The sequence below is a fragment of the Burkholderia sp. Bp9004 genome (genome assembly GCF_003858025.1).
Taxonomy (GTDB): Bacteria; Pseudomonadota; Gammaproteobacteria; order Burkholderiales; family Burkholderiaceae; genus Burkholderia; species Burkholderia diffusa.
In genome coordinates this window covers 1-22,660 of sequence record NZ_QTQD01000025.1, presented here as the reverse complement: position 1 = coordinate 22,660, position 22,660 = coordinate 1, and the positions used below count along the sequence as shown (strand labels likewise).

Sequence of the window (22,660 nt, the reverse complement as noted above, 5' to 3'; positions counted from 1 at the left end):
GAAGGATCTTCGAAGCAAAACAAAAGGGCAGCCGATCAGGCTGCCCTTTTGCATTTCCATCCCTGGCCGGCAAGCGGCACCCGCCGATACGCCGCCCGCCGGATGTCACTCGCTGTCGCTGTCCTGTTCGTCGAGCGTCTGCTTCGGCGGCGGCGGGCGCTTGCCGATCACCACGCTCACGTCGAACTCTTTGCCCTTGCGCACGACGTGCACCTTGGTCGGCGTGCCCGGCTTGATCTGCGCGACGGTGTTCAGCAACTTCGTCGTGTCGGTGATGTCGTCGCCGTTCACGCTCACGAGGATGTCGCCTGGCTTGATGCCGGCCTTGTCGGCCGGACCGCCCTGCAGCACGCCCGCGACGATCGCACCCGACTTCTGCTGGAGCCCGAACGACTCGGCGATTTCCGGCGTGACGTCCTGCGGCTCGACACCGATCCAGCCGCGCGTGACCGAGCCCGTCGTGATGATGCTTTCGAGCACGGTGCGCGCGGTCGACACGGGGATCGCGAAGCCGATGCCGAGCGAGCCGCCCGAGCGCGAGTAGATCGCCGTGTTGATGCCGAGCAGGTTGCCGTTCACGTCGACCAGCGCGCCGCCCGAGTTGCCGGGGTTGATCGGCGCGTCCGTCTGGATGAAGTTTTCGAACGTGTTGATGCCGAGATGGTTGCGGCCGAGCGCGCTGATGATCCCCATCGTGACCGTCTGGCCGACGCCGAACGGGTTGCCGATCGCGAGCACGACGTCGCCGACCCGCGACTGGTCGGAACGGCCGAGCGTGATCGTCGGCAGGTTCGTCATGTTGATCTTCAGCACGGCGAGATCGGTTTCGGGGTCGCTGCCGATCACCTTCGCGGTGCCCGTGCGGCCGTCGGCGAGCGCGACTTCGATCTGGTCGGCGCCGTCCACGACGTGCTGGTTCGTTAGAATGTAACCTTCAGGGCTCACGATAACGCCGGAGCCGAGGTTGGCGGCAGGTTCGTCCTGCTGCTTGCGGGCGTTGCGGTCGCCGAAGAAGTAGCGGAACAGCGGATCCTTCGCGCGCGGGTCGGGCGGCAGCGAGCCGTCCTTGCTGGAGAAGACGTTGACGACGGCGGGCATCGCCTTTTGCGCGGCCTCCGCGTATGACGTGGTCGCCGGTGCACCGCCGATGCCCGGCGCGACTTCCCGCAGCGCGACGATCGGCGTGGCGAGCTGCTTGCCGAGCTGTCCTTGCCGTTGCAGCCATTGCGGCTTGAGCGTCACGACGATGAACATCAGCGCGAGCAGTACGGTCACCGCCTGCGCGAAGAACAGCCAGAAGCGTCTAAGCATCTGAATGGATTAGAGGTTTATATGGATCGGATCGAACTTGAATTGTACTTGAACAATACCCTTGAAACCGCGCGCTTCAAGGACTATTGCCCGAATGGCCTCCAGGTCGAGGGGCGTCGCAAGATCGAGAAGATCGCCACCGGCGTGACGGCGTCGCTCGCGTTCCTCGAAGCCGCGCTCGAATGGGGGGCGGATGCGGTGCTCGTCCATCACGGCTATTTCTGGCGCAACGAGGCGCCGCAGATCACCGGTCGCAAGTACCGGCGCCTGAAGCTGCTGCTCGCGAACGACCTGAACCTGTTCGCGTTCCACCTGCCGCTCGACGCGCATCCCGAGTTCGGCAACAACGCTCAGCTCGGCGAGAAGCTCGGGCTGATCGGCGAACAGCGTTTCGGCGACGGCGACCTCGGCTGGATGGCCACGCTGCCGATGCCCGTCACGCTCGAGCACTTCGTCGCGAAGGTCGAGCGCACGCTCGGCCGCACGCCGCTCGTGCTCGGCGATCCGGAGATGCAGCTGCGCCGCATCGCGTGGTGCACGGGTGCCGCGCAGAGCTATTTCGATGCCGCGATCGACGCGGGCGCCGACGTGTTCCTGACCGGCGAAGTGTCGGAACCCGTCACGCACGCGTCGGCCGAGAGCGGCGTCGCGTTCGTTGCGGCAGGGCACCATGCGACCGAACGCTACGGAATCCAGGCGCTTGGCGCCCACTTGTCCGAAGAATTCGATATCGAACACCTTTTTATCGATATTCATAATCCGGTCTGAGCGACGGATTTGCGGCGGCGCATCGAAATTTCACAATGTAGCATCCGCTTAAAAGTGAAATGATTTAATCGCTCCGATAGTGGGGGGAAACCCTTAACTATCAACCACTTCGAAGGGATTTTCATCTCCGGGCCTTGTAAATGGCGACTCCATTCGCGCAAACTAGCGGCGGAATGAAAAGTCGTGACGGAAAATCCAACTCAGAAGTGGGGCGTGTGATGCGAGACAAGGAAGAGAAACGCGTCGACAGCGGCCGCCGTACCTGGCTGATTGCGACATCCGTAGCAGGTGGCGTGGGAGGCGTAGCCACCGTCATACCTTTCGCGGCGTCGCTTGCGCCGTCCGCGAAAGCGAAAGCGGCCGGAGCCCCGGTCGAGGTCGACATCAGCGGCCTGAAGCCCGGCGAGATGGTCACCGTGCCGTGGCGCGGCAAGCCGGTCTGGATCCTGAACCGCACCGACGACATGCTCGCCGACGTCGTCAAGGCCGACAAGGAAGTGGCCGATCCGACCTCGAAATCCCCGTATTCGATGCCGTTGCCCGCGTATTGCGCGAACGAATATCGCGCGCGGGCCGATCGCAAGAACATTCTCGTCGTGATGGCCGTGTGTACGCACCTCGGCTGCACGCCCAGTCAACGCTTCACGCCGGGTCCGCAGCCGAACCTGCCGGACGACTGGCCGGGCGGTTTCCTGTGCCCGTGCCACGGTTCGACCTACGACCTCGCCGGCCGCGTGTTCAAGAACAAGCCGGCGCCTCAGAATCTCGATATCCCGCCCTACATGTTCACGTCGGCGACGACCCTCGTGATCGGCAAGGACGAGAAAGGAGAAGCGTGATGGCCGACAACAAGGAAGTCTCCACGACAGGTCTCACCGGCTGGATCGACCAGCGCTTCCCGCTCACGTCCACCTGGAAGAAGCACGTTTCCGAGTACTACGCGCCGAAGAACTTCAACTTCTGGTACTTCTTCGGCTCCCTCGCGCTGCTCGTGCTCGTCAACCAGATCGTCACGGGCATCTTCCTGACGATGAACTACAAGCCCGACTCGATGCTCGCATTCGCGTCGGTCGAGTACATCATGCGCGAGGTGCCGTGGGGCTGGCTGATCCGCTACATGCACTCGACCGGTGCATCGATGTTCTTCGTCGTCGTGTACCTGCACATGTTCCGCGGGCTGATGTACGGGTCGTACCGCAAGCCGCGCGAGCTCGTGTGGATCTTCGGTTGTGCGATCTTCCTGTGCCTGATGGCCGAGGCGTTCTTCGGCTATCTGCTGCCGTGGGGCCAGATGTCGTTCTGGGGCGCGCAGGTGATCGTGAACCTGTTCTCGGCGATCCCGTTCGTCGGCCCGGACCTGTCGTTGTGGATCCGCGGCGACTATGTCGTGTCCGACGTCACGCTGAACCGCTTCTTCGCGTTCCACGTGATCGCGATTCCGCTCGTGCTGGTCGGCCTCGTGATCGCGCACCTCGTCGCGTTGCACGAAGTGGGGTCAAATAACCCGGACGGCATCGAGATCAAGGCGAAGAAGGACGCGAACGGCATTCCGCTCGACGGCATCCCGTTCCATCCGTACTACTCGGTGCACGATTTCTTCGGTGTCTGCGTGTTCCTGATGGTGTTCGCGCTGATCGTGTTCTTCTCGCCGGAGATGGGCGGGTACTTCCTCGAGTCGAACAACTTCGTCCCGGCGAACCCGCTGCAGACGCCACCGGAGATCGCGCCGGTCTGGTACTTCACAGCGTTCTACGCGATGCTGCGCGCCACCACCGACCCGTTCAAGATCGTGCTGATGATCGTGATCGCGCTGCTCGGCGTGCTCGCGCTGATCCGCGCGCGCGGCAAGTGGAAGGTCGGCCTGCCCGTGTTGGCCGCGGCGATCGTCGTGTTCATGTTCCTGACGGAATCGAAGTTCTGGGGCGTCGTCGTGATGGGTTCCGCGGTGATCACGCTGTTCTTCCTGCCGTGGCTCGACCGTAGCCCGGTGAAGTCGATCCGCTACCGGCCGTTGTTCCACAAAGTGTTCCTCGGGATCTTCGTCGCGGCGTTCCTGACCCTCGCGTTCCTCGGCACACGGCCGCCATCGCCGGCCGCGACGCTGATCGCGCAGGGCTGCGCGCTGATCTACTTTGCGTTCTTCCTCGGCATGCCCGTCTGGACACCGCTTGGCACGTTCAAGCAGCCGCCGGAACGGGTGCGCTTCAAGCCCCATTAACGAGAGCGAGGAGAGAACGACATGAAGAAACTGCTTTCGACGCTCGCACTGATCGGGGCAACGGCCGTGGCGCTGCTGGCGGCGCCGGCCGTGCGCGCGGAAGGTAATTTTCCGCTCGACCGGGCGCCCGATAACACGGAAAATCTCGTTTCGCTTCAGCACGGCGCGCAATTGTTTGTAAACTATTGCCTGAACTGCCACAGCGCGAACCTGATGCGCTACAACCGTCTGACGGATCTGGGCATATCCCAGAAGGAGATCGAAACGAATCTCCTGTTCACGACCGACAAGGTCGGGAACACGATGTCCGTCGCGATGCGGCCCGAAGACGCGAAGAACTGGCTCGGCACCTCGCCGCCCGACCTGTCGGTCGAGGAGCGGGCGCGCGGCCGTGACTGGCTCTACACGTACCTGCGGAGTTTCTACCGCGACGATACGCGGCCGAGCGGCTGGAACAACGCGGTGTTCGAGAACGTCGGCATGCCCCATGTATTGTGGCAACTGCAGGGGCAGCGCACTGCCAAATTCGAAGACAAGACGGACGAGGAGACGGGCGAGAAGGTCCACAAGCTCGTCGGCTTCCAGCAGGTCACGCCGGGGACGTTGTCGTCGCCGGACTATGATGCTGCGGTGGCCGACCTGGTGGCCTATATGACATGGATGTCCGAGCCGGCCCAGCAGACCCGCAAGCGCCTCGGCGTGTGGGTGCTGGTCTTTCTCGGTGTCCTGACTTTCCTGGCCTGGCGGCTCAATGCCGCGTACTGGAAAGATATCAAGTAAACACGCCTGACCGGCGTGGGGCCGGCGCAAGGCGGAACCCGTGAAAGGGGTTGCGCCGCGTGCCGGCCCTCGGCTTTTTTGAGGAAACGCAAATATGATGGTTCTGTATTCCGGCACAACTTGCCCGTTCTCCCAGCGTTGCCGGCTGGTGCTGTTCGAGAAGGGCATGGATTTCGAGATCCGTGACGTCGACCTGTTCAACAAGCCGGAAGACATCTCGGTGATGAACCCGTACGGTCAGGTGCCGATTCTGGTCGAGCGCGACCTGATTCTGTACGAATCGAACATCATCAACGAATACATCGACGAGCGCTTCCCGCACCCGCAACTGATGCCGGCCGACCCGGTGCAGCGCGCACGTGCACGCCTGTTCCTGCTCAACTTCGAGAAGGAGCTGTTCGTTCACGTCAGCACGCTCGAGAACGAAAAGGGCAAGGCAGCGGAGAAGAACCACGAGAAGGCACGCCTCGCGATCCGCGATCGCCTGACGCAGCTCGCGCCGATCTTCGTGAAGAACAAGTACATGCTCGGCGAGGAGTTCTCGATGCTCGACGTCGCGATCGCGCCGCTCTTGTGGCGTCTGGATCACTACGGCATTGAGCTGTCGAAGAACGCTGCGCCGCTGATGAAGTACGCCGAGCGGATCTTCAGCCGTCCGGCCTATATCGAAGCACTGACGCCGTCCGAAAAGGTCATGCGTCGTTGATGGTGCAATGAGTGCATGACGGAGCGGGCGGCGCGGCGTGCCGCGTGCCCGCTCCGGGTTCGAGGATTGTGATGCAAGAGATTTCAACGAAACCTTATCTGCTGCGCGCGTTGTACGAGTGGTGCACTGATAACGGTTACACGCCGCATATCGCGGTGAGGGTCGACAACTCGACGCGCGTGCCGCGTCAGTTCGTGCGTGACGGCGAGATCGTGCTCAACATCAGCTTCGAGGCGACGAGCCAGCTGCAGATGGGTAACGAGTGGATCGAGTTCACCGCCCGGTTCTCCGGGAAGGCGCACAAGATCGAGATTCCGGTGGCCAACGTGCTCGCGATCTATGCGCGGGAGAATGGGCAGGGGATGGCGTTCCAGGTCGATGCGGTCGCGGGCGAGGGCGCGGATTCGGGCGCGTTCGAAGACGATGCCGCGCAGGCGGAAGATGCGCCGCGTGACGAGTCGCCTGCCGTGTTGACGCCTGTCGTCGATGACGGGGCGAACGAGGAGCCGTCCGAAGGCGCCGACGAACCGCCGAAAACCGACGGCGACGGCTCGAAAGGCGGCAGACCTCGCCTCAAGATCGTGAAATGAGGTAGAATCTCGCGCTTACGCCGGCTTAGCTCATCTGGTAGAGCAGTTGATTTGTAATCATCAGGTGGCGGGTTCGAGTCCTGCAGCCGGCACCAATAAAATCAAGGGGTTACGTGAGTTTCACGTAACCCCTTGTGCTTTCTGGGCGTTGAAAAGTACAGTTTCGGTACACTGCTGGGATCTGGGGCGGCTGAATATCGTGCCGTTGACCATCGCAGGGCTATCGAACTGGGACTGTTTTGTGACGACAAATAATTCCGAAGAGGAAGGGCGTTCGCCGCACAATGTTGCTGCACGCATGGGTGCCTACCTCGCTGAGCACATATTCGAAGGGGGCGCCTTAGTATTCACGATGGCCGCTGCGCTGAACTATGCGGTCGGGCGGTCGTATCTTGACGGCTGGGCGGAGACGGCTGGCGTCCCTAGCATGATGTTTCAGCCGGATTTGTACGACACAATGCTGGCCGGAGTGAGGCTCCAGAGTGTCTGGCGCACGGTGGCCGTTGTTATTGTGGTATCGGTTCTCTATCTGTGGCTGAATGTCGTTGGCCCGGATTGGTGGACTGGCCGGCATTCGGTCGCCACGCGTCGCCGTCAGCGGCAGGATGGATGTGACCAACTGGGACTGCGCCGACGATATGCTTGGGCTGCGAGGTGGGCGAGCAAGGGGGTGCCCGCAGAGCACTACGATGCCATCACCGAGCGTTCGAGGTGGCGAGTTCTTGGCCGCAGAGGCGTATGTCGTATGGCAAGGACCGCGCGTCGTAAGCGTAGCGCGAAACCGCCACGGCTGATTACCCTTGCCGTGATTCTCACCGGGTCGGTTACGCTGATTGCGGCAGGCGTCTACACCCTCTTTCTGACCACGTTGCTTGATCCGGCAAAGACGGACGGGGCTCGGGCCTTCGCCAAGGTCTATACGGCAGTTACCGGGCATATCCCATACCAATATCCAGCGACGGTGGTTTCCAAGAGCGCACTCCAGAACTGGGCCTGCGAAGGCCGTTCAGCTCTTTCACAATACCGGTCAGTACTGCTAGTGGATCCAGAGGTTTCCGGCGCGCGGAAAGAGGTTTTATACCTGCTGCAGGGTTTTGGAAGCACTTTTGTGCTGCTGGGTGAGAAAGGCTCCGTGATTAGGTCATTTGGAGATGCTCCATTTAACTTGCCTGAGTCACCGGCCCGCCCGTTGTCAGCGTTGGCCAAAGCTTGCAAATAGGATCGAGATGGCGACGATTGTCAAGACGACCTCCGGGACTTGGAAAGCTGTCATCCGCAAGATCGGCTGGCCTACCGCGGCCAAAACTTTTCGTACTAAGCGTGACGCCGAGGATTGGGCGCGTCGGACCGAAGATGAGATGGTTCGAGGTGTCTATCTGTCGCGTGCTCCCTCCGAAAAACTCACGGTGTCGGCCGCGCTGAAGCGGTATATGGAAGAGGTGTCGGTTACCAAGAAGGCAACCACGCAGCGCAGCGAGAGCTTTTCTGCGAAGCACCTCGAGGCGTTTTTCGGGAAGTATTCGATGGCGGCCGTCAGTGCCGAGCTCGTTGCCAAGTATCGCGATGAACGCCTCGCGGCCGGCAAATCAAACAACACGGTTCGCCTCGAGCTTGCGATGCTCGGGCATCTCTTCCGGATGGCGATTCAGGAGTGGGGAATTGGCCTGACTTTCAATCCCGTCGCCAACGTTCGCAAGCCGAGTCCCGGTGCCGGCCGGGACCGGCGATTGAGTCGTGATGAACAGCAACGTCTCTTCGCGGCCGCTGACGCCCATAGCAACCCGATGCTCGGCTGGATCGTGCGACTTGCCGTCGAAACCGGCATGCGATCGTCCGAGATCACGGGCTTGTGTCGCTCGCAAGTAGATTTGGATCGGCGAGTCGTGACCCTCAGGGATACAAAGAACGGTTCCAGTCGTGTGGTGCCGCTGACGCGTGAGGCAGCCGAAGTCCTCCGCGCGGCCCTGGACAATCCGATACGGCCCATTGACACCGATCTCGTGTTCTTCGGCGAGCCAGGGCGAGACGGAAAGCGTAAGCCGTATGTGTTCCAGAAGCTCTGGACCGGCATCGTTCGCGACCTCGGGATGGTCGATCTGCATTTCCACGATCTGCGACATGAGGCAGTCAGTCGGCTTGTTGAGGCGGGGTTGAGTGATCAGGAGGTGGCCTCGATCAGCGGCCATAAGTCGATGCAAATGCTCAAGCGTTACACGCATCTGCGAGCTGAGGATCTGGTGCAGAGGCTCGATAGTCTTCGGCGCGCTTGATTAATAGCGCCTAGGTGATTTGATTCGTCCCACTCCTAAAGTCATGATCGACTCGATCGAGTACGTGTACACGCGCTCTTTTAAAATATTGAGTGCGTGTACACGTCGTCGTTACAAACAGAAACACAATTTATCGGGGGTATTAGCACTGAATCAATTTTGTCGTTTAACACATTGATTCTCATTGTGTTTTTGCGGTGCGTATAAAGTGCGCGACTATAATTCGCGACATTGATGTGGTCTTGTGAGGCGTTCGGTGAATCCGTAATCTTCCGTTGAAGACAAAAACATGGAGTTATTCAAGTGACTTCGACGGAAGAAAACATCATCGAGCGTTACGGAGCATTGCTGACTCTTCCACAAGTGGCGGAACTATTGCATCGGAGTCCTGAGGGGCTTCGAGTAACGCTCACACGAGACAACGATGTGTCTCGAAAACTTCTGCCGGCACGGATCAAGATCGGTCGGCGTGTCTTGTTTAAGACGGCTGCTGTTGCACACCTCTTTGCGGAATAAGGTATGCAAGGGCGCATTGACACGACCTTTATCACTGTCCAGCAAGACCTATACAGATCGGGCCTTGCTCGGAAACTTGGGTCGGACGCGTTGAACGTGTTGAACGCAATTAAGTCGCATGCCGACTTCAACACCGGGAGAGGCCGTCCAGGTGTTCGCCGCCTCATGGAGGTCACGGGTTTGGCATCTGCCACTGTGCAAAAGGCCTTGGCGCGCCTCGAGGCAGCAAATTTGCTGAAGAAAGTGGGGAAGTTCAGGCAGACGAATATCTACGTTGCGCGCGAACGCTTCGATGTGGTGTCAGAAAAAGGAACGTGTTCGATCGTCGTCGACTATGTACCCAAGAGTCTTTCCAAGTGGCTCGCACGGATCAAGGCGGCGCTGGAAACCGGCGAGTACGATCCGGACGCATTTGCCCGTGCCGAAGTCATTCCCAGCGCGGGACTTGCGTGGGACTCGAAGACCGGGGAGTTGCGTGCGGCCGTCCGTGTTGCCGTTACTCCTCAGGCAGCCGGGCCACCATCTGACAAGCCGCTCTCGCCGCTAGCCGCGCGCGTTGCGGAGATAGGGGCGAACGCAATGCGAGGCTCAGACGACGCAGCAAGCGGCCCGCCAAGGTGCGCCAACACCAAGACGGGCCTGACCACAACCCACCTTCCAAGAGGTGAATCATGGCTAGAACTGAGTGTACCTGCAACTCTCAGCAACACGAAGCGGCCAACGTCGCTCGTCTGAGAGGCTTGCTGCACAACATCTCCAGAACACAGGAAGCATTCCAGCTTCTCATCAACTTGAGCAGTTTCGTCGATCCGAGCGATCAAGAGGCGTATTTCACGATGCTTGATCTGCTGTCCCATTCGCTGAAAGACGGCGTGAAGACCTGCATGGTTAATCTGCGCTAGAAGCAGGTCAGTGAAAAAATATCAAGCCAGAGAATATTTAAGTAGGAATACTAACGTTAAAACATCATGAAGTTATAAAGTTACGACGTCACAACGCTAAAACATCACGACGTTAAAACGTTACACGGAGGATGTGAATATGAAGAAATGCATCTACGTCCTGGTTGCCTGCGTTTTGGCCGCCTGTGGGCAGGAATATCACACCAAGGCTTGGTATATCGAGCATGACGCGGAGCGAGCCAGCAGATTCAAGGTATGCGAGAACGATCCCGCCCAATACCTGCGGCAAGGTTCAGACTGCCTGAACGCGAAAGAAGCAAACGCGATGGTTGCTTTCTACGGCAAGGAAGCGGCGCTTAAAGCGGCCCGTGAGCAATAAGGAGCGAACCATGGCCTTCGATGCGGTAACGCAGATATTCGACTACATGGATGCTGTGACGCTCCAGATCGTCGCCGAAAACGTTAGCCGGATGATTGCATGGGTCACGCCGCTCGCGGCGCTTGGCCTGACCATTATGCTCGTCATAGATGGCGTGGCGACGATGCTGCGGCCGAGCGGCGTACCGCTCACGCACCTCATGGAGAAGTTCCTCAAGTATTACGCGATTGTGGGGATCGCCGGCGCCGGTGGCCTGTATGAAACAACGCTGGCCAGTACAGCCATCCACTTGCCCGATGAACTGGCGTCCAAGCTGCTGGTACACGGGAGCCTGGGTTCGAGTAACAGCGCCATAGCAAGCCTGATCGATGGCGCGATCGACCACAGTCTGACCGTCATGCGCACGGTCTTCGCGAATTCGAGCCTACTGACGAGCACCGGGATTGGGGCTTTCATTCTGGGCATTGTGCTCGTGCTTTCCACTCTACTGATCTGCGGCGTGGGCGCTGTCTCGATTCTGATTGCGAAGTTCCTGCTCGCGCTTTCAGTTTGCTTCGGCCCATTCTTCATCTTCATGTTGCTGGCCCCGCCGCTCGCCAATCTCTTTGGGAACTGGCTCGGTTCGGTCTTGAACTACGTCATCCTCATAGCGATAACGGCGATGAGCTTCGGTGTTTTCATGCACTTCTACGACAGCGCCATCTCGGCCGCGGCCAAACCGAACCCGGACGCGGCCATCATTGGCCCGATCATCACGGCCGGCCTTGTCACCGTTATGGCACTCGGTTTGTTGAAGGTCTTGCCCGATCTCGCAGCGCGATGGACGAGTGGCGTCAAGACGAATTTTGATCGCTTCCTGCCGCAGCCAAGCTCGTCTCCTGCGGCCTCCGGCGGAGGTGGGGGAAGCTCGTCCGGAGGTAACACGGGTGGCAGTGCAGGGGCGGGCAGCGGCTCGAATTCCGGGGCCGGGAGTGCCGGCGGCAACTCGTCGAGTGGTAGCGGATACAGCTACGCTCGAGGATCGCAAGGCAGTGCAGGCACGGGTAGCGGCTCGAATTCCGGGGCGGGCAGCGCCGGGGGCGGCTCGTCTAATGGAGGCGGATACAGCTACGCTCAAGGATCGCAAGGCTCACAAGACAGGGGGACGCAACGATGATCGAGGTATCGAATGACGCACTTCGAACGGTTGTGATCGCAGGCATGGCTGTTGTAGCCGCGACGGTAATTTTTAGATTCGTGCTCCCCTTCATCGGGAGCAGATTGCGCGGAGAAACCATCGCCGACCACGTCGCTCGGGTCGAAAGAGAGCAACGGGAGAAGCGGCTGTTCCAGTCCAATCTGAACGCGTCGCCGCAAGAAGCCTTGTCGATACGGCTGGTGAATTTTGCGATCGCTCTCGCTGTGATGTGGCTGCTGTCGCGCTTCCCAACTAGCTATCTTGTCGTGTACTTCGTCCTATACGTCGCCGTTGGAATGGGCTTTTGCTGGTGGGCCAAGGTGATCCCGGCTGAGAAATTCAACAGCCTGGACTGGAATAGCCGGCTCCAGCTTCGCCTCTTCTACGTCTGGCTGTGGCCGATAAACGTCGCCCGATCGCTCATGCGTTGACTGCACAACGCCGCTTCCGGGCGGCGATTAGTCTCTGATCGCGCGGTAGCGCAAGCTGTCTTCGGCACCCAATATTCCTCGATCTATCGTTCGTTCACGTACCGGAAGGACGTCTCCGATGACGACAAAAATCCTGTCCGATGCGTGCGAAGCTTCACCAGTTTCATGTATCACGCCCGCCTTTCCCGATCGATTTCTCGGTTGGCCCCGACTGCCTTTTAGCTCGTCTTTCACGATCTGGCAGCACCGCCGTGAACCAGAAAGCGAACGCGAGACCGACGATCAAGATGCCGCATGAGATTAAGTTTGAGACCGTTCCGTCGTTCATTTTCCCTCCAAATATCAAGCGCTTTGCGGCAACCGTGCGGCTATCCATTCGGCTAACGGCACCCCATCGCTAGCGAGACGAGGAACTGGCGTCAGTGACTCGGGAACCTTCAAATGCTGCACATCGTGTCCGGTTCTGGACCATTCCCCCCGCAGAAAGTCCGCGAGTTTATCCACCTGAGCCTTGATGGAATCGAAGCCGGGAGCCTTGTACATCAGGCGCAAAACCTTAGCGGCCGCGTCGTCCGGTCGGCGGGCTCGAACGGCGATGCGTATCTGATAACGCCACTGCCGCTTTGTTTCCTGCGACATGCACCACGTATAGTGAAATCCACCGCCTTTACTCTTCGATCGGGGGAGTTTGAGTAGTTCATAGCCTTCGACACGCAATCGGCTGCCCTTGCCAAACGCCTCTTTCAGCACTTCGAGTTTGTGTGCGGCGTGCTCGCCTTCCGTGACCAGTAGCCACCAGTGTAGGCCGTTCTGGTCGCCTAGATCAGCGAGAATGAACCGTGCATTACCTTGGTTTTTTGCACGTCGATATGCGAGCTGATTACGATTAAGGGCAATCAGATAGCGTTCGGAGAATTTTTCACAGAGAGCGTGTACACGCTCTGTTTTGACGACGCCGGATGTATAGCTGCTATAGCCCTGAATGACTGCATCCATGAGGCGCTGCATGAGCGCCGCACGGTCCGTGATTACGACCATGCTCATGTCCTCTCCGCAACTGATTCAGCAGCAAGTCCAAGCCTTACTGGATAAGGTTTTCCGGTTTTTTTAGCCTCTGTACATTCCGGGTTAATTATAAGAGATTCCGCGCGAGGCAATGCGCTAGAAATGACACGTCACCAATAGAGGCATGGTAGGAACAAGAAAAAGCGGATGTGCTACATTCGCCGAAGATTTCCTGTGAGGATTCTGCATGAGTTCTGCATTCATTCGTGAAGGCGACACGACCAGCCATGGTGGTCGAGTGCTCGCCTGCACCTCGACCAATATCGTTTTCGGTAAGCCGCTCGCGCTCGAGGGCGACATGGTGTCGTGTCCGAAGTGTGGCGGCGTCTATCCTATTGTTGGCGTCCGAGTGCGCAGCATGACATTCGGTGGCCGAGCCGTAGCGACAGAAGGCGACAAGACAGCCTGTGGCGCGACGCTGATCGCGTCACAAGGCATGGCGACGGTGGAGCCGACGTCTGGTGCAGGCGGGCCGGTCGGCGCGGGCAAAAGCGTTGTCTCGCAGACGATCGCGCAAGACGACGGCGCATATCGTGGGCGCTTCCAACTCGTCGACGACCAGTCGCGCGAACCCCTCGCGAATCACCCATACACCGTTACGTCTGCCGACGGCCAGACGATCCGAGGCACAACGGACGCGAGCGGCCATACCGACTGGCTGAGCAGCCACCAGGCATCGTCGCTGACCTTTGAACATGCCCCGGCGAGCGACCAATGACGAATTCGGCATCTGGCAACATGGGGGCCGGCCAGGGGAAAACCACGCAGGTCGGGATGACGAAGGGCAACTTATCCCCGGAAGACCGCGCGGTGCTCTGCGACGCTCTGTGTCGCTGCAAATCGATAGGCGTCTTCAGCCGTGATGCGAAGATCCTCCGCCAATCGTGCGTCGCGCAGCGACTGCGAGCAAAGAACGTCGCCTCGAAGGTACTGACCGGCGAAACGACAGCGTACCTGCCGGAAGTCTCGTACGACATGCGGAACGAGCCCCCAACACCGATCATGCGTGCATCGGACCCGTCGACCCCGCATCCGTGGCTTCCGGCGTGGATTCAGAAATACTGGCCGGGTGGTATGGATGCGTACAAGCAAGAGGACAAAACTTGGTTCCGACGGCCCGACGTCGTGATCGTGAACGATCCGTCCAAACCTCCTGTACAGTCGAACATCAGGAAGGTGGTGGAAATGAAATTCCCGCCCGACGAGTTTTCGAAGACACAGGAAGCCGCGTACATGGACATCGCCGGCGACGAATCGAAATACGCCGGCATCACGCCAGATGATTGTGGTTGCGGTGACGCCGATGAGCAATCTCAGCGATCGACCGCAAAGCAGACTCAAACGGACCTTGAGAGCATCCTCGGCGGAGGCTCCAATGCGCGCTCGGGCAGTCCGTTTCCGCCGTTCATTCCCCCGGCGCTGCCGCCGACTCCGTTTCCCTTGTAAGCATCATGCCAATGACGAAGGACGAACTGATCGCGTGGGCCAACGACCCGAACCGAGCGGGCACGCTTCCGTTCGGCGCATTCGAGCCGAAGCACCAGCGGGCGATCGTAGGCGCGGCCCTCGCCGTGCGTGCCGTTATCTACTTCAAGGGCGGCCACACGCCGGCCAAACGCAAGGCACTTAGCGCCTGCTTCCAGCGGTACAACGATGCGCTGCTGACTTATCAGCGCGCGGCCGAAAAGGCCGCCGGCCGTGACCCGTCCAAAGGCTCTCCGCTGCGATGGCTGTACCAAGATGGCAAGCAGCCGGTTGAGTTCGAAAAGGGGCCTTCGTTCGCCTCCTTGGCGACGAGCATCCCGGCTGATGCTCCGTTCGTACTGGCCCTCTCTAACGCGGAGGACAAACAGGAGGCCGGCACGATGGAATTTTCGACTTTCTGTCTCGAGGACTGGCAGGCGTCGATGAACCGAGGCATCGACGTTGCGACGTTCTCTGTCCCGCAAGCCTTCCTGACGCTCTGTCCGGACGTGTTCCAAGCGCACTTCGCGCAAGCGGTCGACGAGCTCGACGCGGTGCACGGGCACGCTGGGTATGCCGCGAACCTGTCGCTGTTGCAGCGTGGCCCGAACGAGGCGTCGGAATATTTTTGGGCGCGGAAATTCGGCCCCGGTCTGGACGTCGGCGACGCGATGCGTCGGAACCTCCGCCGGCTCACCGACCGCATCAAGACGGTGGACTGGTTGACGGCAATCAATGCTGACCTCGTGCGGGAATTGGGGGGGGGAGACAAACTGGGCCTGCCACCGGACTGGTTCCGCAAGCAGACCTACGACGACGGCGGCCTGATCATTCAGGCTGGCGTTGCGCCGCAGACGGGCATTGCCGGCGAGCCAGGCCATCCTCCTGAGCCTCCGCCCGCGTACGTGCTGCTGAACAACGCTCTACGCCCGATCATTGCTGATGCGCTCGGCACGTTACAGACTGGGACGGCGACTAGCACCGCTCCCCTGTTGAACACGCAGGTTGCGACCGAGGCTTGGCTTCGTCGGCTCGATGTCGAACCGGACCGTATCAACGAATATTGGGTCGAACTGCACAAGACGCCTAAACTCCCGGCAGTCGGGACGTAGCGGTGACTAGCATTGGCCATCTGCTAGATCGCTGATGCGCCTTTGGTGCGAGGTCCACCCGCGCCCGCCCGTGGATGGCTGCGCTGCCCACACCGCGAGGGTGTGGACAGTCCCGGCCCTCGCGGCCGGGATACCGCACCCGCCCACCGGCTCCCCGCGATGGAGCCCTTCGGGCCTGACGCGCCGCTGCGCGGCTTGCCCAAGTGAGATAACAAACCCTTGATCCAGCGCTACGGCGCGCTCGCCAAAAATCGGCGGTGTTAGTCGCTGAAGGTGTCGAGGTGGCTTGCTCGCCTTCAGGCGATGCGCGGATAGGCACCGCGGGCCGGATTTCAAGCCACAGGCCCATCCAACCCCAGGTCGCCCTATGCTTGTAGACAAATCTGCCTCGGTGGACCTTGGGCCGATCAGCCGGTGGCCCTCACGGGGGCCGGGTTGAGCGATCGGGACGGCTGTAAGACGACCCGAGCGCGATTTATCCCGGTCTTAGCCGGTGGCGGGGCTTGCCCCGTCAATGGCTTAGACCAAGGCTCCACGGGCCCGGGAGAGCAATTGAAGTGCAGGGGCGTCAAGGCGCGGAGTACCGTGGATTCCCGTTTTCGGGACGCTTGCGGGGCAAAAATTGGACCTCAAAAGACAACCGCTGTCGGTTGAAAGACAGAAAATATCTGATTTTTGTCTTGGCGCTGACCGGCTATGAGCCCTATTGGGATCACGCACGGTGCCCGGTGCGTTCATCGCTGATCCCTCTTAGCTCATGCGGATTGCTCGCCGGTTTCGGCACATTGCGAGCGCCAGGCTCGTTCGAGGAGGTATCAACAGCCCGGGCGGTATTGTTCTCAATCGTTAACTTCGTTCTGTATCACGAGGTGATACAGAACTAGGGGAGTATCAAGCGATGACACAGAACTAGCATGTATCAGCGCGTGATACAGCGCCTATTTTTTGAGCAGCGCTGCATTGGACTCAATCGAGTGGGGTGAGTCTAAGTTCGGCGGCAGCGGCAAGATAGGCTTGCGCCGGTTTTCGTCATATATGGACGATGTATGGCTCGTGGATCACAATGTTGTGACGAAAAAATCGAGAACTCGACAGGGCTCCGTAAATGGGAAAGAGATACGGCCGGCGTGCCAATGACGGTACCACTGAATATTACGATTCGAAAGATGAGTTGGTTGCCGCGGCGGATCGAGAAATGCTCGCCCGAATGGCGAACTTTTTCACGGTAATCGGCTTTCTGGCGGGTGGGGCGGCTGCCTACTATTTTCTGCATCGGGGCGGCGCTATGGAGTGGCCGAAGGCCGTGCGAGCCTTTGTCATAGTCGGCTCTGCGGTTGGTTCTGCGTTGTTGCTTCGAACGGTCGGCCGATATCTACTTATGCTCGCAGTTATGCTACTGCTGGCAGGTGTGCTAGTTTCGATTGGCCGGTGGCTCTGGCATATAGCGTAGTGGAAGGTGCATCAATAGCGAACAAATCGAGTCAGCCGATCCGAACAAATTGGGAAAGGGAGAGTGTCATGATTGCACCGGGAATCGTTACGTCGCCGATGCGAGTCCTAAGCGAGCAAGAGCAGAAGGATCTCCTGACTCTGCACGAAGCATGCAAGGCCGCACAGAAGTCGGAAGACCCTTACCCGTTCGACTGGTTGATTGGATTGCTTCGTGGGTCGAAGACGGTCTATACGGTCGATATTCGCATGGACTCGTCAACGATCACGCTGTATGCGCCGGACGACGAGCCACCGCCCCTTCCGGCAGGCGTCTGACGGAAAAGCGAGGGCATGGTCATGACGCGTCGCAGTGGTGGAGTACAGCTACTGCGTCATTGTTCCCCATTATGCGCCCGGTGGGCTATCTTCCTCGGCGCACACGGGTTCCGTGGCGTGGTTGCCTGCCCCTACGGACTTCCCCTATGCGGGTAGGCGAGATCGTTGCAGTGCGCGTCCAGTGCCATAGTGCCGCGTCTGCCGAGATATCGTTTGCTCGGGCCGGCGCGTATAATTCGCGTCCAGACACGGACAACTTGGGGATGCTGACATGGCGCGCGGCGAACTGATGAAAAAGTTGCTCGCGAGTTACGGTCGGGACGATGAGTTCCGCGCAGTTGCCGAGCAGATCATCGTTGAAGAAGAACAGAAAAACAATCGGGTGCTTGCGCGCGCGTTGCGTCGCACTCTAGACAATGCCGCCCAAGGTAGCGGTGAGCTTAAGGCACCCAAGGTGCTCGCTCCCCTTATTAAATTTCCGGATGCTGCCAGCGAATTCATCGAGAAGATCGAACCCAGTCGCACGCACAAAGACATCACGCTTGCGCCGGCTAACGTTCGGGTGTTTCTCGGATTGATGGAGGAGTTTCGCCGTTCCGACGAAATTCGTCGGAAGGGTTTGCCGATTCGGTCGAAGCTTTTGTTTTGCGGCCCACCGGGATGTGGGAAAACGCTTTGTGCGGAAGTTTTTGCAGGCGAACTCGGTTTGCCACTTTACGTGGTGAAATTGGATCAGCTGATTTCGTCATACTTGGGTGAAACTGCGTCCAATATAAGGAAGATATTCGACTTTGCTCGAAAGCATCCGTGCGTCTTGTTTCTCGATGAATTTGACGCGCTCGCCCGCTCGCGCGATGATACGTCGGAGCATAATGAGTTGCGTCGAGTTGTCAACAGTCTGCTGATTTTCATTGATCGCATTCAGCCTCGAGGTTTTCTCATTGCGGCGACGAATCTCAGCAAAACTCTCGATCAAGCAGTATGGCGTCGTTTTGATGAGGTAATCTGGTTTGACCGGCCGAACGATCGAATGATTCGCCGTTTTCTGCAGTCGCAGTTCAAGAATGTGCAGATCGGATTCGATCCGTTGCTGTTTGCATCAATGCTGTCGGGTTATTCGTATGCTGAGATAGAGCGGATATGCATCCAGGCGATCAAGGCCGCGCTTATCGGTCGTCGGAAAATTGTTGATGAGGGTGATTTTCGGGGCGCCCTGCGTGATGAGCAACGTCGTAAAGCTGGGCGGGAGAGAATGATTGAGGTGGTATAAGTTCGAAAATTAAAATCGATGCCTCATTTAGAACATTTACATCTTATTCGACTGCCGGAGCGATTCGAGCGCCGAAAAAATGGGGGTGGACCGCCTCCGCCAACGCGTGACCCTCGGGGTCACAGCGCCCGGCTGACTGCAGAATTGAATACTGTCGTTGCCGCTCAGCGCGCGCGCCGTCGCCCCGAGTTTGTCGATCCTGCGCTTATCTTGCGAGTGAGGATGGTCGGTGCACGACAAGAAAGCACATGGGAAGGACTTGGGCTTACCGTCTTATCGTCCGACTCTGACCGTACATTGGTCTTGTTTGCAGATCACGATGATTTGCGCGATTTCCGGCAGCGAATAGACGCTTATTCCCAAGGTGTTCCTCCAGGGCAGCGAAATCCAGCATACGCAGCTTTTATTGCAAACGTGGAATCGATCGGCGATGTTGAGCCTCGCGATAGGATTGGGTTAAAGCTACGAGAAAGGGGGGTTGTTTCTGAGGCTGATTTTCGTGACGATCAGGGGTACACCCTCGATTTAGAGTTGTGGGACGTTGGCCGTCGGGACCTCCGAGATCGCAAGCTTGACGAGATCGGTGCATACGTTACCAATCGTGGCGGAGAAGTTCACGATAGGTATGTCGGCCCGTCCATTTCAATGCTTCGAATTACCGTGAGTGGGGCGATCGTTCGCACGCTACTTGGGGTTGATGCAGTTGCTAGTATTGATCTGCCGCCGGAGCCTGACGGTCGTGCGGAGGCTGCTATCGCACTTGACCTTGGCCAGTTGCCCGAACTGCCCCCTCTTGATGACGATGCTCCCCTCATTGGGATCATTGATAGCGGCATCAACGATCACCCGCTCATCGCCGACATTCTAGTGGGTGCCATCGGAGTTCCGGCGAGTTTGGGGACTGCGGACGTTTGGGGGCACGGGACCGTCGTTGGGGGGATTGCGGTATTTGGAGACATAGTTGGGCAGTTAAATGCTGGAGCGCTAAATCGTGGCGCGCGACTGTGTTCCGCAAAGGTCGTAAACGATCAAGGCGCCTTTGATAACCGGCGTCTAGTGCCGTCCCAAATGCGTGAAGCAATCACTGCACTGCACGCCCAATACGGGTGTCGAATATTTGTGATTGCTTTGGGCGATAGGAAGCTGACTTACGATGGTAGGAAGGTCGGTGCTTGGGCAGCCACGCTCGACGAGTTGGTTCGCGAGTTGAACGTTGTGATTGTGGTATCTGCGGGCAACCGCGCTCCACGTGGTGGCAATGCTATAGAGCAGGCCGTTACAGAATATCCGGACTATTTGCTGGAACCCGCGAATCGATTCTGTGAGCCGGCTGGCGCTCAAAATGTATTATCAATTGGATCGATATCGCACAATACTGGCATTCCGCCGGAGTTGGCGGGCGATATCCGTGTTCGTCCGATAACGGGACCATTGGAGCCCTCGCCCTTTACTCGGGTGGGCCCCGGGATAGATGGTTCGGTCAAACCAGATTTTGTCGATTTTGGTGGAACGACAGTGTTCGATGCCGTCACGGTCCGGCTGCGTGGCGGGGAGGAATTACCCAGCGCCGGGATTGTTTCTCTCAATCATCGCCATGTCGAGCAGCTTTTTACCGCTCGATCTGGTACATCCTATGCTGCGCCATTGGTTGCGTTCAAGGCGAGCCAAGTTTTGGCGCTTTTGCCCCAAGCATCTGCCAATCTGGTGCGAGCCTTACTCGCAGGAGCGGCAACTGTCCCGCCAGAGGCTGTTGATCGACTTGGTGTTCTCGGCGCAGACGCTATTCGTAAGGTCTGCGGGCGTGGGCAAATTGATCTTGAGCGCGCTGCATATTCCGATGACGCGCGCGTTGTTCTGTATGCAGAGGATGAACTAGCGATCGACCATTTCGCGGTTTACGAGGTTCCTATACCAGTTGCCTTTCAGCAGACTAGGGGGCGGCGCACCGTCAAGATCAGCTTAGCGTTTGATCCGCCGGTTCGTCATACTCGTGTTGACTATGCGGGCATCGGGATGAGTTTTCGTTTGATCCGGGGTTGTACGGCAGAACAGGTCTTTGAGCATTACCGACGGCGCAATGTTGCTGTCGAGGGTGGTGTTCCGGAGATGGAAAATCGGTTTAACTGTGCATTGGAGCCTGGCCCTCGTGATCGAGAAACGGCGACCCTACAAACGGCGGCGGTCACGTTCCAACGCGACCTAACTCAGTACGGCGATCGCTACTATCTCGTCGTGCGGTGTGAAGGCGGGTGGGCTCAGGAACTTGTGCAGAGCCAGCGTTTTGCCGTAGTAGTTGAAGTGAGCCATGAGGAAGAGATTCGGCTGTATCAACAGATCAGAGTCCGACTGCCAGCGTAGCTTTATCGGACCGCTGAGATTGGATGGGGAGGCATTTATCTCGTTAGCGCACGCCGCGCAGCGACGCATCAGGCCCGAAAGGCTAGGTCGCATGGATCCAGTGGGTGAGGGCGGCGTCGTCAATGGGCGGGCGCGGGCGGTCAGACGGTGGATATGTGACGTGCTCGACAACCACAGAGACCGACTGCTCTACTTTGTCCGGAGCCCGGATTTTGGTGCTACCTCTCAGCTTCGCTGGGGAGCCCAGTTACCTGCGGTGTCGTAGTGTGGTGAGCCTTCGAAGCCTGCTGACTGCCAGATCAGGTCGAAGAGAGGCTTGAGTTCAACTCGGAGATCGCTCGTTCCTGGCAACTCCAGGTCTGGGATAACTAACACGTCGCGGTCGAATTTTCCGCGCTCAGGCTCCGCATACCCACGCTGGATGCCGAGCGTCACGTCCTTGGCGTTCAAGATCGACAGCATCGCGATAGCGTGACCGTCTAGCCCCCAATGCGTCAGTTCTTTGCGTGCCGCAGTGACGAACTGGGTGATGTAGTCTTCATAGGTGCCCCCGGGCAGCACGGCCCGATCAACTGGGCTGTTCGAACTAAGCACCCAGGTCGTTTCGATGAATCCGTTTCGAAACAATAGTGTGTACCCGTTCGTACCGTTCTCAAGCAGATTCCGCGTCCCTGCGGCGCCGTCCAAGTTAACCAACGATGCCACTGCACCTGACGGGGACGCCGCGACTGGGATTTGCCGGCGTAGACCCAAGTACTGCACCGGGTTGATGTCAACGACGCCAAGCGCCGCTTGAAGTGGCACGATATGCAGCACTAGGACGGTGCTCGCAGTGAGCTTGTAGGGCACCTCCCCCGTCAGAACCTTGCTCAGTCGGTCACTTCGGAAGTCGCGAATGCGCTGGGCTCGACTCTCAGTCCGGAAGAACAAAGTTCGAATCTCCGGCATGTCGAGCTGTCGGTTGCGCAGTCCATCTCGCACGAAGAAGTGCTGGTTTGTCTTAACCCGGTGAGGGCCTGCCCAACTCTCCGGGATTCGGATGACTATGACGTGCCCACGAATGCTACCGACGGTGACAGCCACTGCTTGGACTTGAGTTCCCGGCAACCGTGGCTCCGCTAGGTTGAGCAGGAAGTCCTGCAGACGACGGACCTCTTCGTCGACACTGGCAAGTACCTGCGGCGTTAGCGACGAGGCCTGCGCATCTGCGTCCTCATCCATGCCATATACGATATCGCCCCCGCCAGCGTTCGCGAATACCGTAACGTCAGCCATGAGGCGATGCTTCGCCTTTTCATCCCAAGAGGTCGGCAAGTCACGCTTGTGACCTGCTCCCCGCGTTTAGTACGGTGACGGTGTAGAGTCCGTTCCAGAGAGGAACGGCAATGAAAAAGCGATTCACCGAAGAGCAAATCATCGGCATCTTGAAGGAAGCCGAGGCTGGCCTGAAGCCGGCGGAGCTGTGCCGCAAGCACGGCATCTCGGAAGCGACCTACTACAACTGGAAAGCGAAGTTCGGCGGGATGACGGTCTCCGAAGCGCAGCGCCTGAAGGAACTGGAGCAGGAGAACAACAA

At 58.9% G+C, this 22,660-nt stretch carries 24 protein-coding genes and 1 tRNA gene; 22 read left to right on the top strand and 3 right to left on the bottom strand.

Translation table 11 applies throughout. The features are described from left to right. Positions 1–105: 105 nt before the first annotated feature. Entirely contained in the window at positions 106–1,311 is a 1,206-nt protein-coding gene (locus DIE08_RS24315; protein WP_059535654.1) for a Do family serine endopeptidase, read from the bottom strand. A gap of 21 nt (positions 1,312–1,332) precedes the next feature. Between DIE08_RS24315 and DIE08_RS24310 the strand changes: the two genes are divergently transcribed. The 15 genes from DIE08_RS24310 to DIE08_RS24240 all read left to right on the top strand — a co-directional run bounded on the left by DIE08_RS24310 (position 1,333) and on the right by DIE08_RS24240 (position 12,346). After that, entirely contained in the window at positions 1,333–2,079 is a 747-nt protein-coding gene (locus DIE08_RS24310) for a Nif3-like dinuclear metal center hexameric protein (RefSeq protein WP_059599825.1), read from the top strand. Between the two features lie 218 nt (positions 2,080–2,297). Further along, a complete protein-coding gene (gene petA / locus DIE08_RS24305; RefSeq protein WP_059599826.1) occupies positions 2,298–2,918 on the top strand; it encodes a ubiquinol-cytochrome c reductase iron-sulfur subunit in 621 nt (206 codons plus the stop codon). After that, entirely contained in the window at positions 2,915–4,297 is a 1,383-nt protein-coding gene (locus DIE08_RS24300; RefSeq protein ID WP_108064681.1) for a cytochrome bc complex cytochrome b subunit, read from the top strand. The genes petA and DIE08_RS24300 overlap by 4 nt, the downstream gene beginning before the upstream one ends. 21 nt (positions 4,298–4,318) lie before the next feature. Next, a complete protein-coding gene (locus tag DIE08_RS24295; RefSeq protein ID WP_124628020.1) occupies positions 4,319–5,077 on the top strand; it encodes a cytochrome c1 in 759 nt (252 codons plus the stop codon). A 94-nt stretch (positions 5,078–5,171) separates the two neighbouring features. Beyond that, a complete protein-coding gene (locus DIE08_RS24290) occupies positions 5,172–5,783 on the top strand; it encodes a glutathione S-transferase N-terminal domain-containing protein (RefSeq protein WP_006400565.1) in 612 nt (203 codons plus the stop codon). A gap of 71 nt (positions 5,784–5,854) precedes the next feature. Then, entirely contained in the window at positions 5,855–6,373 is a 519-nt protein-coding gene (locus DIE08_RS24285) for a ClpXP protease specificity-enhancing factor (RefSeq protein WP_124628018.1), read from the top strand. Between the two features lie 19 nt (positions 6,374–6,392). Continuing rightward, positions 6,393–6,468 (top strand) — tRNA-Thr (locus tag DIE08_RS24280). Continuing rightward, a complete protein-coding gene (locus DIE08_RS24275) occupies positions 6,438–7,592 on the top strand; it encodes a hypothetical protein (RefSeq protein ID WP_124904003.1) in 1,155 nt (384 codons plus the stop codon). Before DIE08_RS24280 ends, DIE08_RS24275 begins: the two co-directional genes overlap by 31 nt. 7 nt (positions 7,593–7,599) lie before the next feature. Beyond that, the gene (locus DIE08_RS24270; RefSeq protein WP_124904001.1) at positions 7,600–8,643 is read left to right on the top strand and encodes a site-specific integrase; all 1,044 of its coding nucleotides are present in this window, start codon (positions 7,600–7,602) and stop codon (positions 8,641–8,643) included. 519 nt (positions 8,644–9,162) lie between these two features. After that, positions 9,163–9,894 carry a DNA-binding protein gene (locus DIE08_RS24260; RefSeq protein ID WP_122944245.1) on the top strand — a complete coding sequence of 244 codons (732 nt, stop codon included), beginning with the start codon at positions 9,163–9,165 and terminating at the stop codon, positions 9,892–9,894. Positions 9,895–9,899: 5 nt separating this feature from the next. Beyond that, a complete protein-coding gene (locus DIE08_RS35730) occupies positions 9,900–10,061 on the top strand; it encodes a hypothetical protein (protein ID WP_154302346.1) in 162 nt (53 codons plus the stop codon). A 139-nt stretch (positions 10,062–10,200) separates the two neighbouring features. After that, positions 10,201–10,440: an EexN family lipoprotein gene (locus DIE08_RS24255; protein WP_124903999.1), complete on the top strand. Its 240-nt coding sequence runs from the start codon at positions 10,201–10,203 to the stop codon at positions 10,438–10,440. Positions 10,441–10,450: 10 nt separating this feature from the next. Further along, positions 10,451–11,596 carry a type IV secretion system protein gene (locus tag DIE08_RS24250; protein ID WP_124903997.1) on the top strand — a complete coding sequence of 382 codons (1,146 nt, stop codon included), beginning with the start codon at positions 10,451–10,453 and terminating at the stop codon, positions 11,594–11,596. Beyond that, positions 11,593–12,048, top strand: coding sequence for a hypothetical protein (locus DIE08_RS24245; RefSeq protein WP_124903995.1), 456 nt, complete (start codon positions 11,593–11,595; stop codon positions 12,046–12,048). The genes DIE08_RS24250 and DIE08_RS24245 overlap by 4 nt, the downstream gene beginning before the upstream one ends. A gap of 118 nt (positions 12,049–12,166) precedes the next feature. Further along, complete coding sequence (locus DIE08_RS24240; RefSeq protein ID WP_124903993.1) at positions 12,167–12,346, top strand: hypothetical protein; 180 nt, start codon at positions 12,167–12,169, stop codon at positions 12,344–12,346. A 44-nt stretch (positions 12,347–12,390) separates the two neighbouring features. Here DIE08_RS24240 and DIE08_RS24235 read toward each other — a convergent pair whose 3' ends face one another. Further along, entirely contained in the window at positions 12,391–13,092 is a 702-nt protein-coding gene (locus DIE08_RS24235; RefSeq protein ID WP_122944249.1) for a hypothetical protein, read from the bottom strand. A gap of 208 nt (positions 13,093–13,300) precedes the next feature. On the opposite strand from DIE08_RS24235, the gene DIE08_RS24230 reads away from it, so the two are divergent. The 6 genes from DIE08_RS24230 to DIE08_RS24205 all read left to right on the top strand — a co-directional run bounded on the left by DIE08_RS24230 (position 13,301) and on the right by DIE08_RS24205 (position 21,084). Next, the gene (locus DIE08_RS24230; RefSeq protein ID WP_124715511.1) at positions 13,301–13,831 is read left to right on the top strand and encodes a PAAR domain-containing protein; all 531 of its coding nucleotides are present in this window, start codon (positions 13,301–13,303) and stop codon (positions 13,829–13,831) included. Beyond that, positions 13,828–14,559: a VRR-NUC domain-containing protein gene (locus DIE08_RS24225; RefSeq protein ID WP_124715512.1), complete on the top strand. Its 732-nt coding sequence runs from the start codon at positions 13,828–13,830 to the stop codon at positions 14,557–14,559. The genes DIE08_RS24230 and DIE08_RS24225 overlap by 4 nt, the downstream gene beginning before the upstream one ends. A gap of 11 nt (positions 14,560–14,570) precedes the next feature. Next, entirely contained in the window at positions 14,571–15,689 is a 1,119-nt protein-coding gene (locus DIE08_RS24220) for a DUF3396 domain-containing protein (protein ID WP_185715889.1), read from the top strand. 1,518 nt (positions 15,690–17,207) lie between these two features. Then, a complete protein-coding gene (locus DIE08_RS24215) occupies positions 17,208–17,456 on the top strand; it encodes a hypothetical protein (RefSeq protein WP_124903989.1) in 249 nt (82 codons plus the stop codon). A 289-nt stretch (positions 17,457–17,745) separates the two neighbouring features. Further along, positions 17,746–18,726, top strand: coding sequence for an AAA family ATPase (locus tag DIE08_RS24210; protein ID WP_200091111.1), 981 nt, complete (start codon positions 17,746–17,748; stop codon positions 18,724–18,726). A 144-nt stretch (positions 18,727–18,870) separates the two neighbouring features. Beyond that, positions 18,871–21,084 (top strand): S8 family peptidase, encoded by a 2,214-nt coding sequence (locus tag DIE08_RS24205; RefSeq protein ID WP_221622508.1) that lies wholly within the window; start codon positions 18,871–18,873, stop codon positions 21,082–21,084. 225 nt (positions 21,085–21,309) lie between these two features. Here DIE08_RS24205 and DIE08_RS24200 read toward each other — a convergent pair whose 3' ends face one another. Next, the gene (locus DIE08_RS24200) at positions 21,310–22,398 is read right to left on the bottom strand and encodes a helix-turn-helix domain-containing protein (RefSeq protein WP_260436559.1); all 1,089 of its coding nucleotides are present in this window, start codon (positions 22,396–22,398) and stop codon (positions 21,310–21,312) included. Positions 22,399–22,469: 71 nt separating this feature from the next. Between DIE08_RS24200 and DIE08_RS24195 the strand changes: the two genes are divergently transcribed. Further along, a partial coding sequence (locus DIE08_RS24195; protein ID WP_148096083.1) for a transposase occupies positions 22,470–22,660 on the top strand: 191 nt, incomplete at its 3' end.

Coding starts and splice junctions, on each gene's coding strand:
- petA (WP_059599826.1), top strand. CDS start 2,298: ATGCGAGACAAGGAAGAGAAACGCGTCGACAGCGGCCGCCGTACCTGG.
- DIE08_RS24290 (WP_006400565.1), top strand. CDS start 5,172: ATGATGGTTCTGTATTCCGGCACAACTTGCCCGTTCTCCCAGCGTTGC.
- DIE08_RS24310 (WP_059599825.1), top strand. CDS start 1,333: ATGGATCGGATCGAACTTGAATTGTACTTGAACAATACCCTTGAAACC.
- DIE08_RS24295 (WP_124628020.1), top strand. CDS start 4,319: ATGAAGAAACTGCTTTCGACGCTCGCACTGATCGGGGCAACGGCCGTG.
- DIE08_RS24225 (WP_124715512.1), top strand. CDS start 13,828: ATGACGAATTCGGCATCTGGCAACATGGGGGCCGGCCAGGGGAAAACC.
- DIE08_RS24260 (WP_122944245.1), top strand. CDS start 9,163: ATGCAAGGGCGCATTGACACGACCTTTATCACTGTCCAGCAAGACCTA.
- DIE08_RS24270 (WP_124904001.1), top strand. CDS start 7,600: ATGGCGACGATTGTCAAGACGACCTCCGGGACTTGGAAAGCTGTCATC.
- DIE08_RS24230 (WP_124715511.1), top strand. CDS start 13,301: ATGAGTTCTGCATTCATTCGTGAAGGCGACACGACCAGCCATGGTGGT.
- DIE08_RS24285 (WP_124628018.1), top strand. CDS start 5,855: ATGCAAGAGATTTCAACGAAACCTTATCTGCTGCGCGCGTTGTACGAG.
- DIE08_RS24240 (WP_124903993.1), top strand. CDS start 12,167: ATGACGACAAAAATCCTGTCCGATGCGTGCGAAGCTTCACCAGTTTCA.
- DIE08_RS24315 (WP_059535654.1), bottom strand. CDS start 1,311: ATGCTTAGACGCTTCTGGCTGTTCTTCGCGCAGGCGGTGACCGTACTG.
- DIE08_RS24210 (WP_200091111.1), top strand. CDS start 17,746: ATGAAAAAGTTGCTCGCGAGTTACGGTCGGGACGATGAGTTCCGCGCA.
- DIE08_RS24250 (WP_124903997.1), top strand. CDS start 10,451: ATGGCCTTCGATGCGGTAACGCAGATATTCGACTACATGGATGCTGTG.
- DIE08_RS24220 (WP_185715889.1), top strand. CDS start 14,571: ATGACGAAGGACGAACTGATCGCGTGGGCCAACGACCCGAACCGAGCG.
- DIE08_RS24245 (WP_124903995.1), top strand. CDS start 11,593: ATGATCGAGGTATCGAATGACGCACTTCGAACGGTTGTGATCGCAGGC.
- DIE08_RS24215 (WP_124903989.1), top strand. CDS start 17,208: ATGATTGCACCGGGAATCGTTACGTCGCCGATGCGAGTCCTAAGCGAG.
- DIE08_RS24235 (WP_122944249.1), bottom strand. CDS start 13,092: ATGAGCATGGTCGTAATCACGGACCGTGCGGCGCTCATGCAGCGCCTC.
- DIE08_RS24255 (WP_124903999.1), top strand. CDS start 10,201: ATGAAGAAATGCATCTACGTCCTGGTTGCCTGCGTTTTGGCCGCCTGT.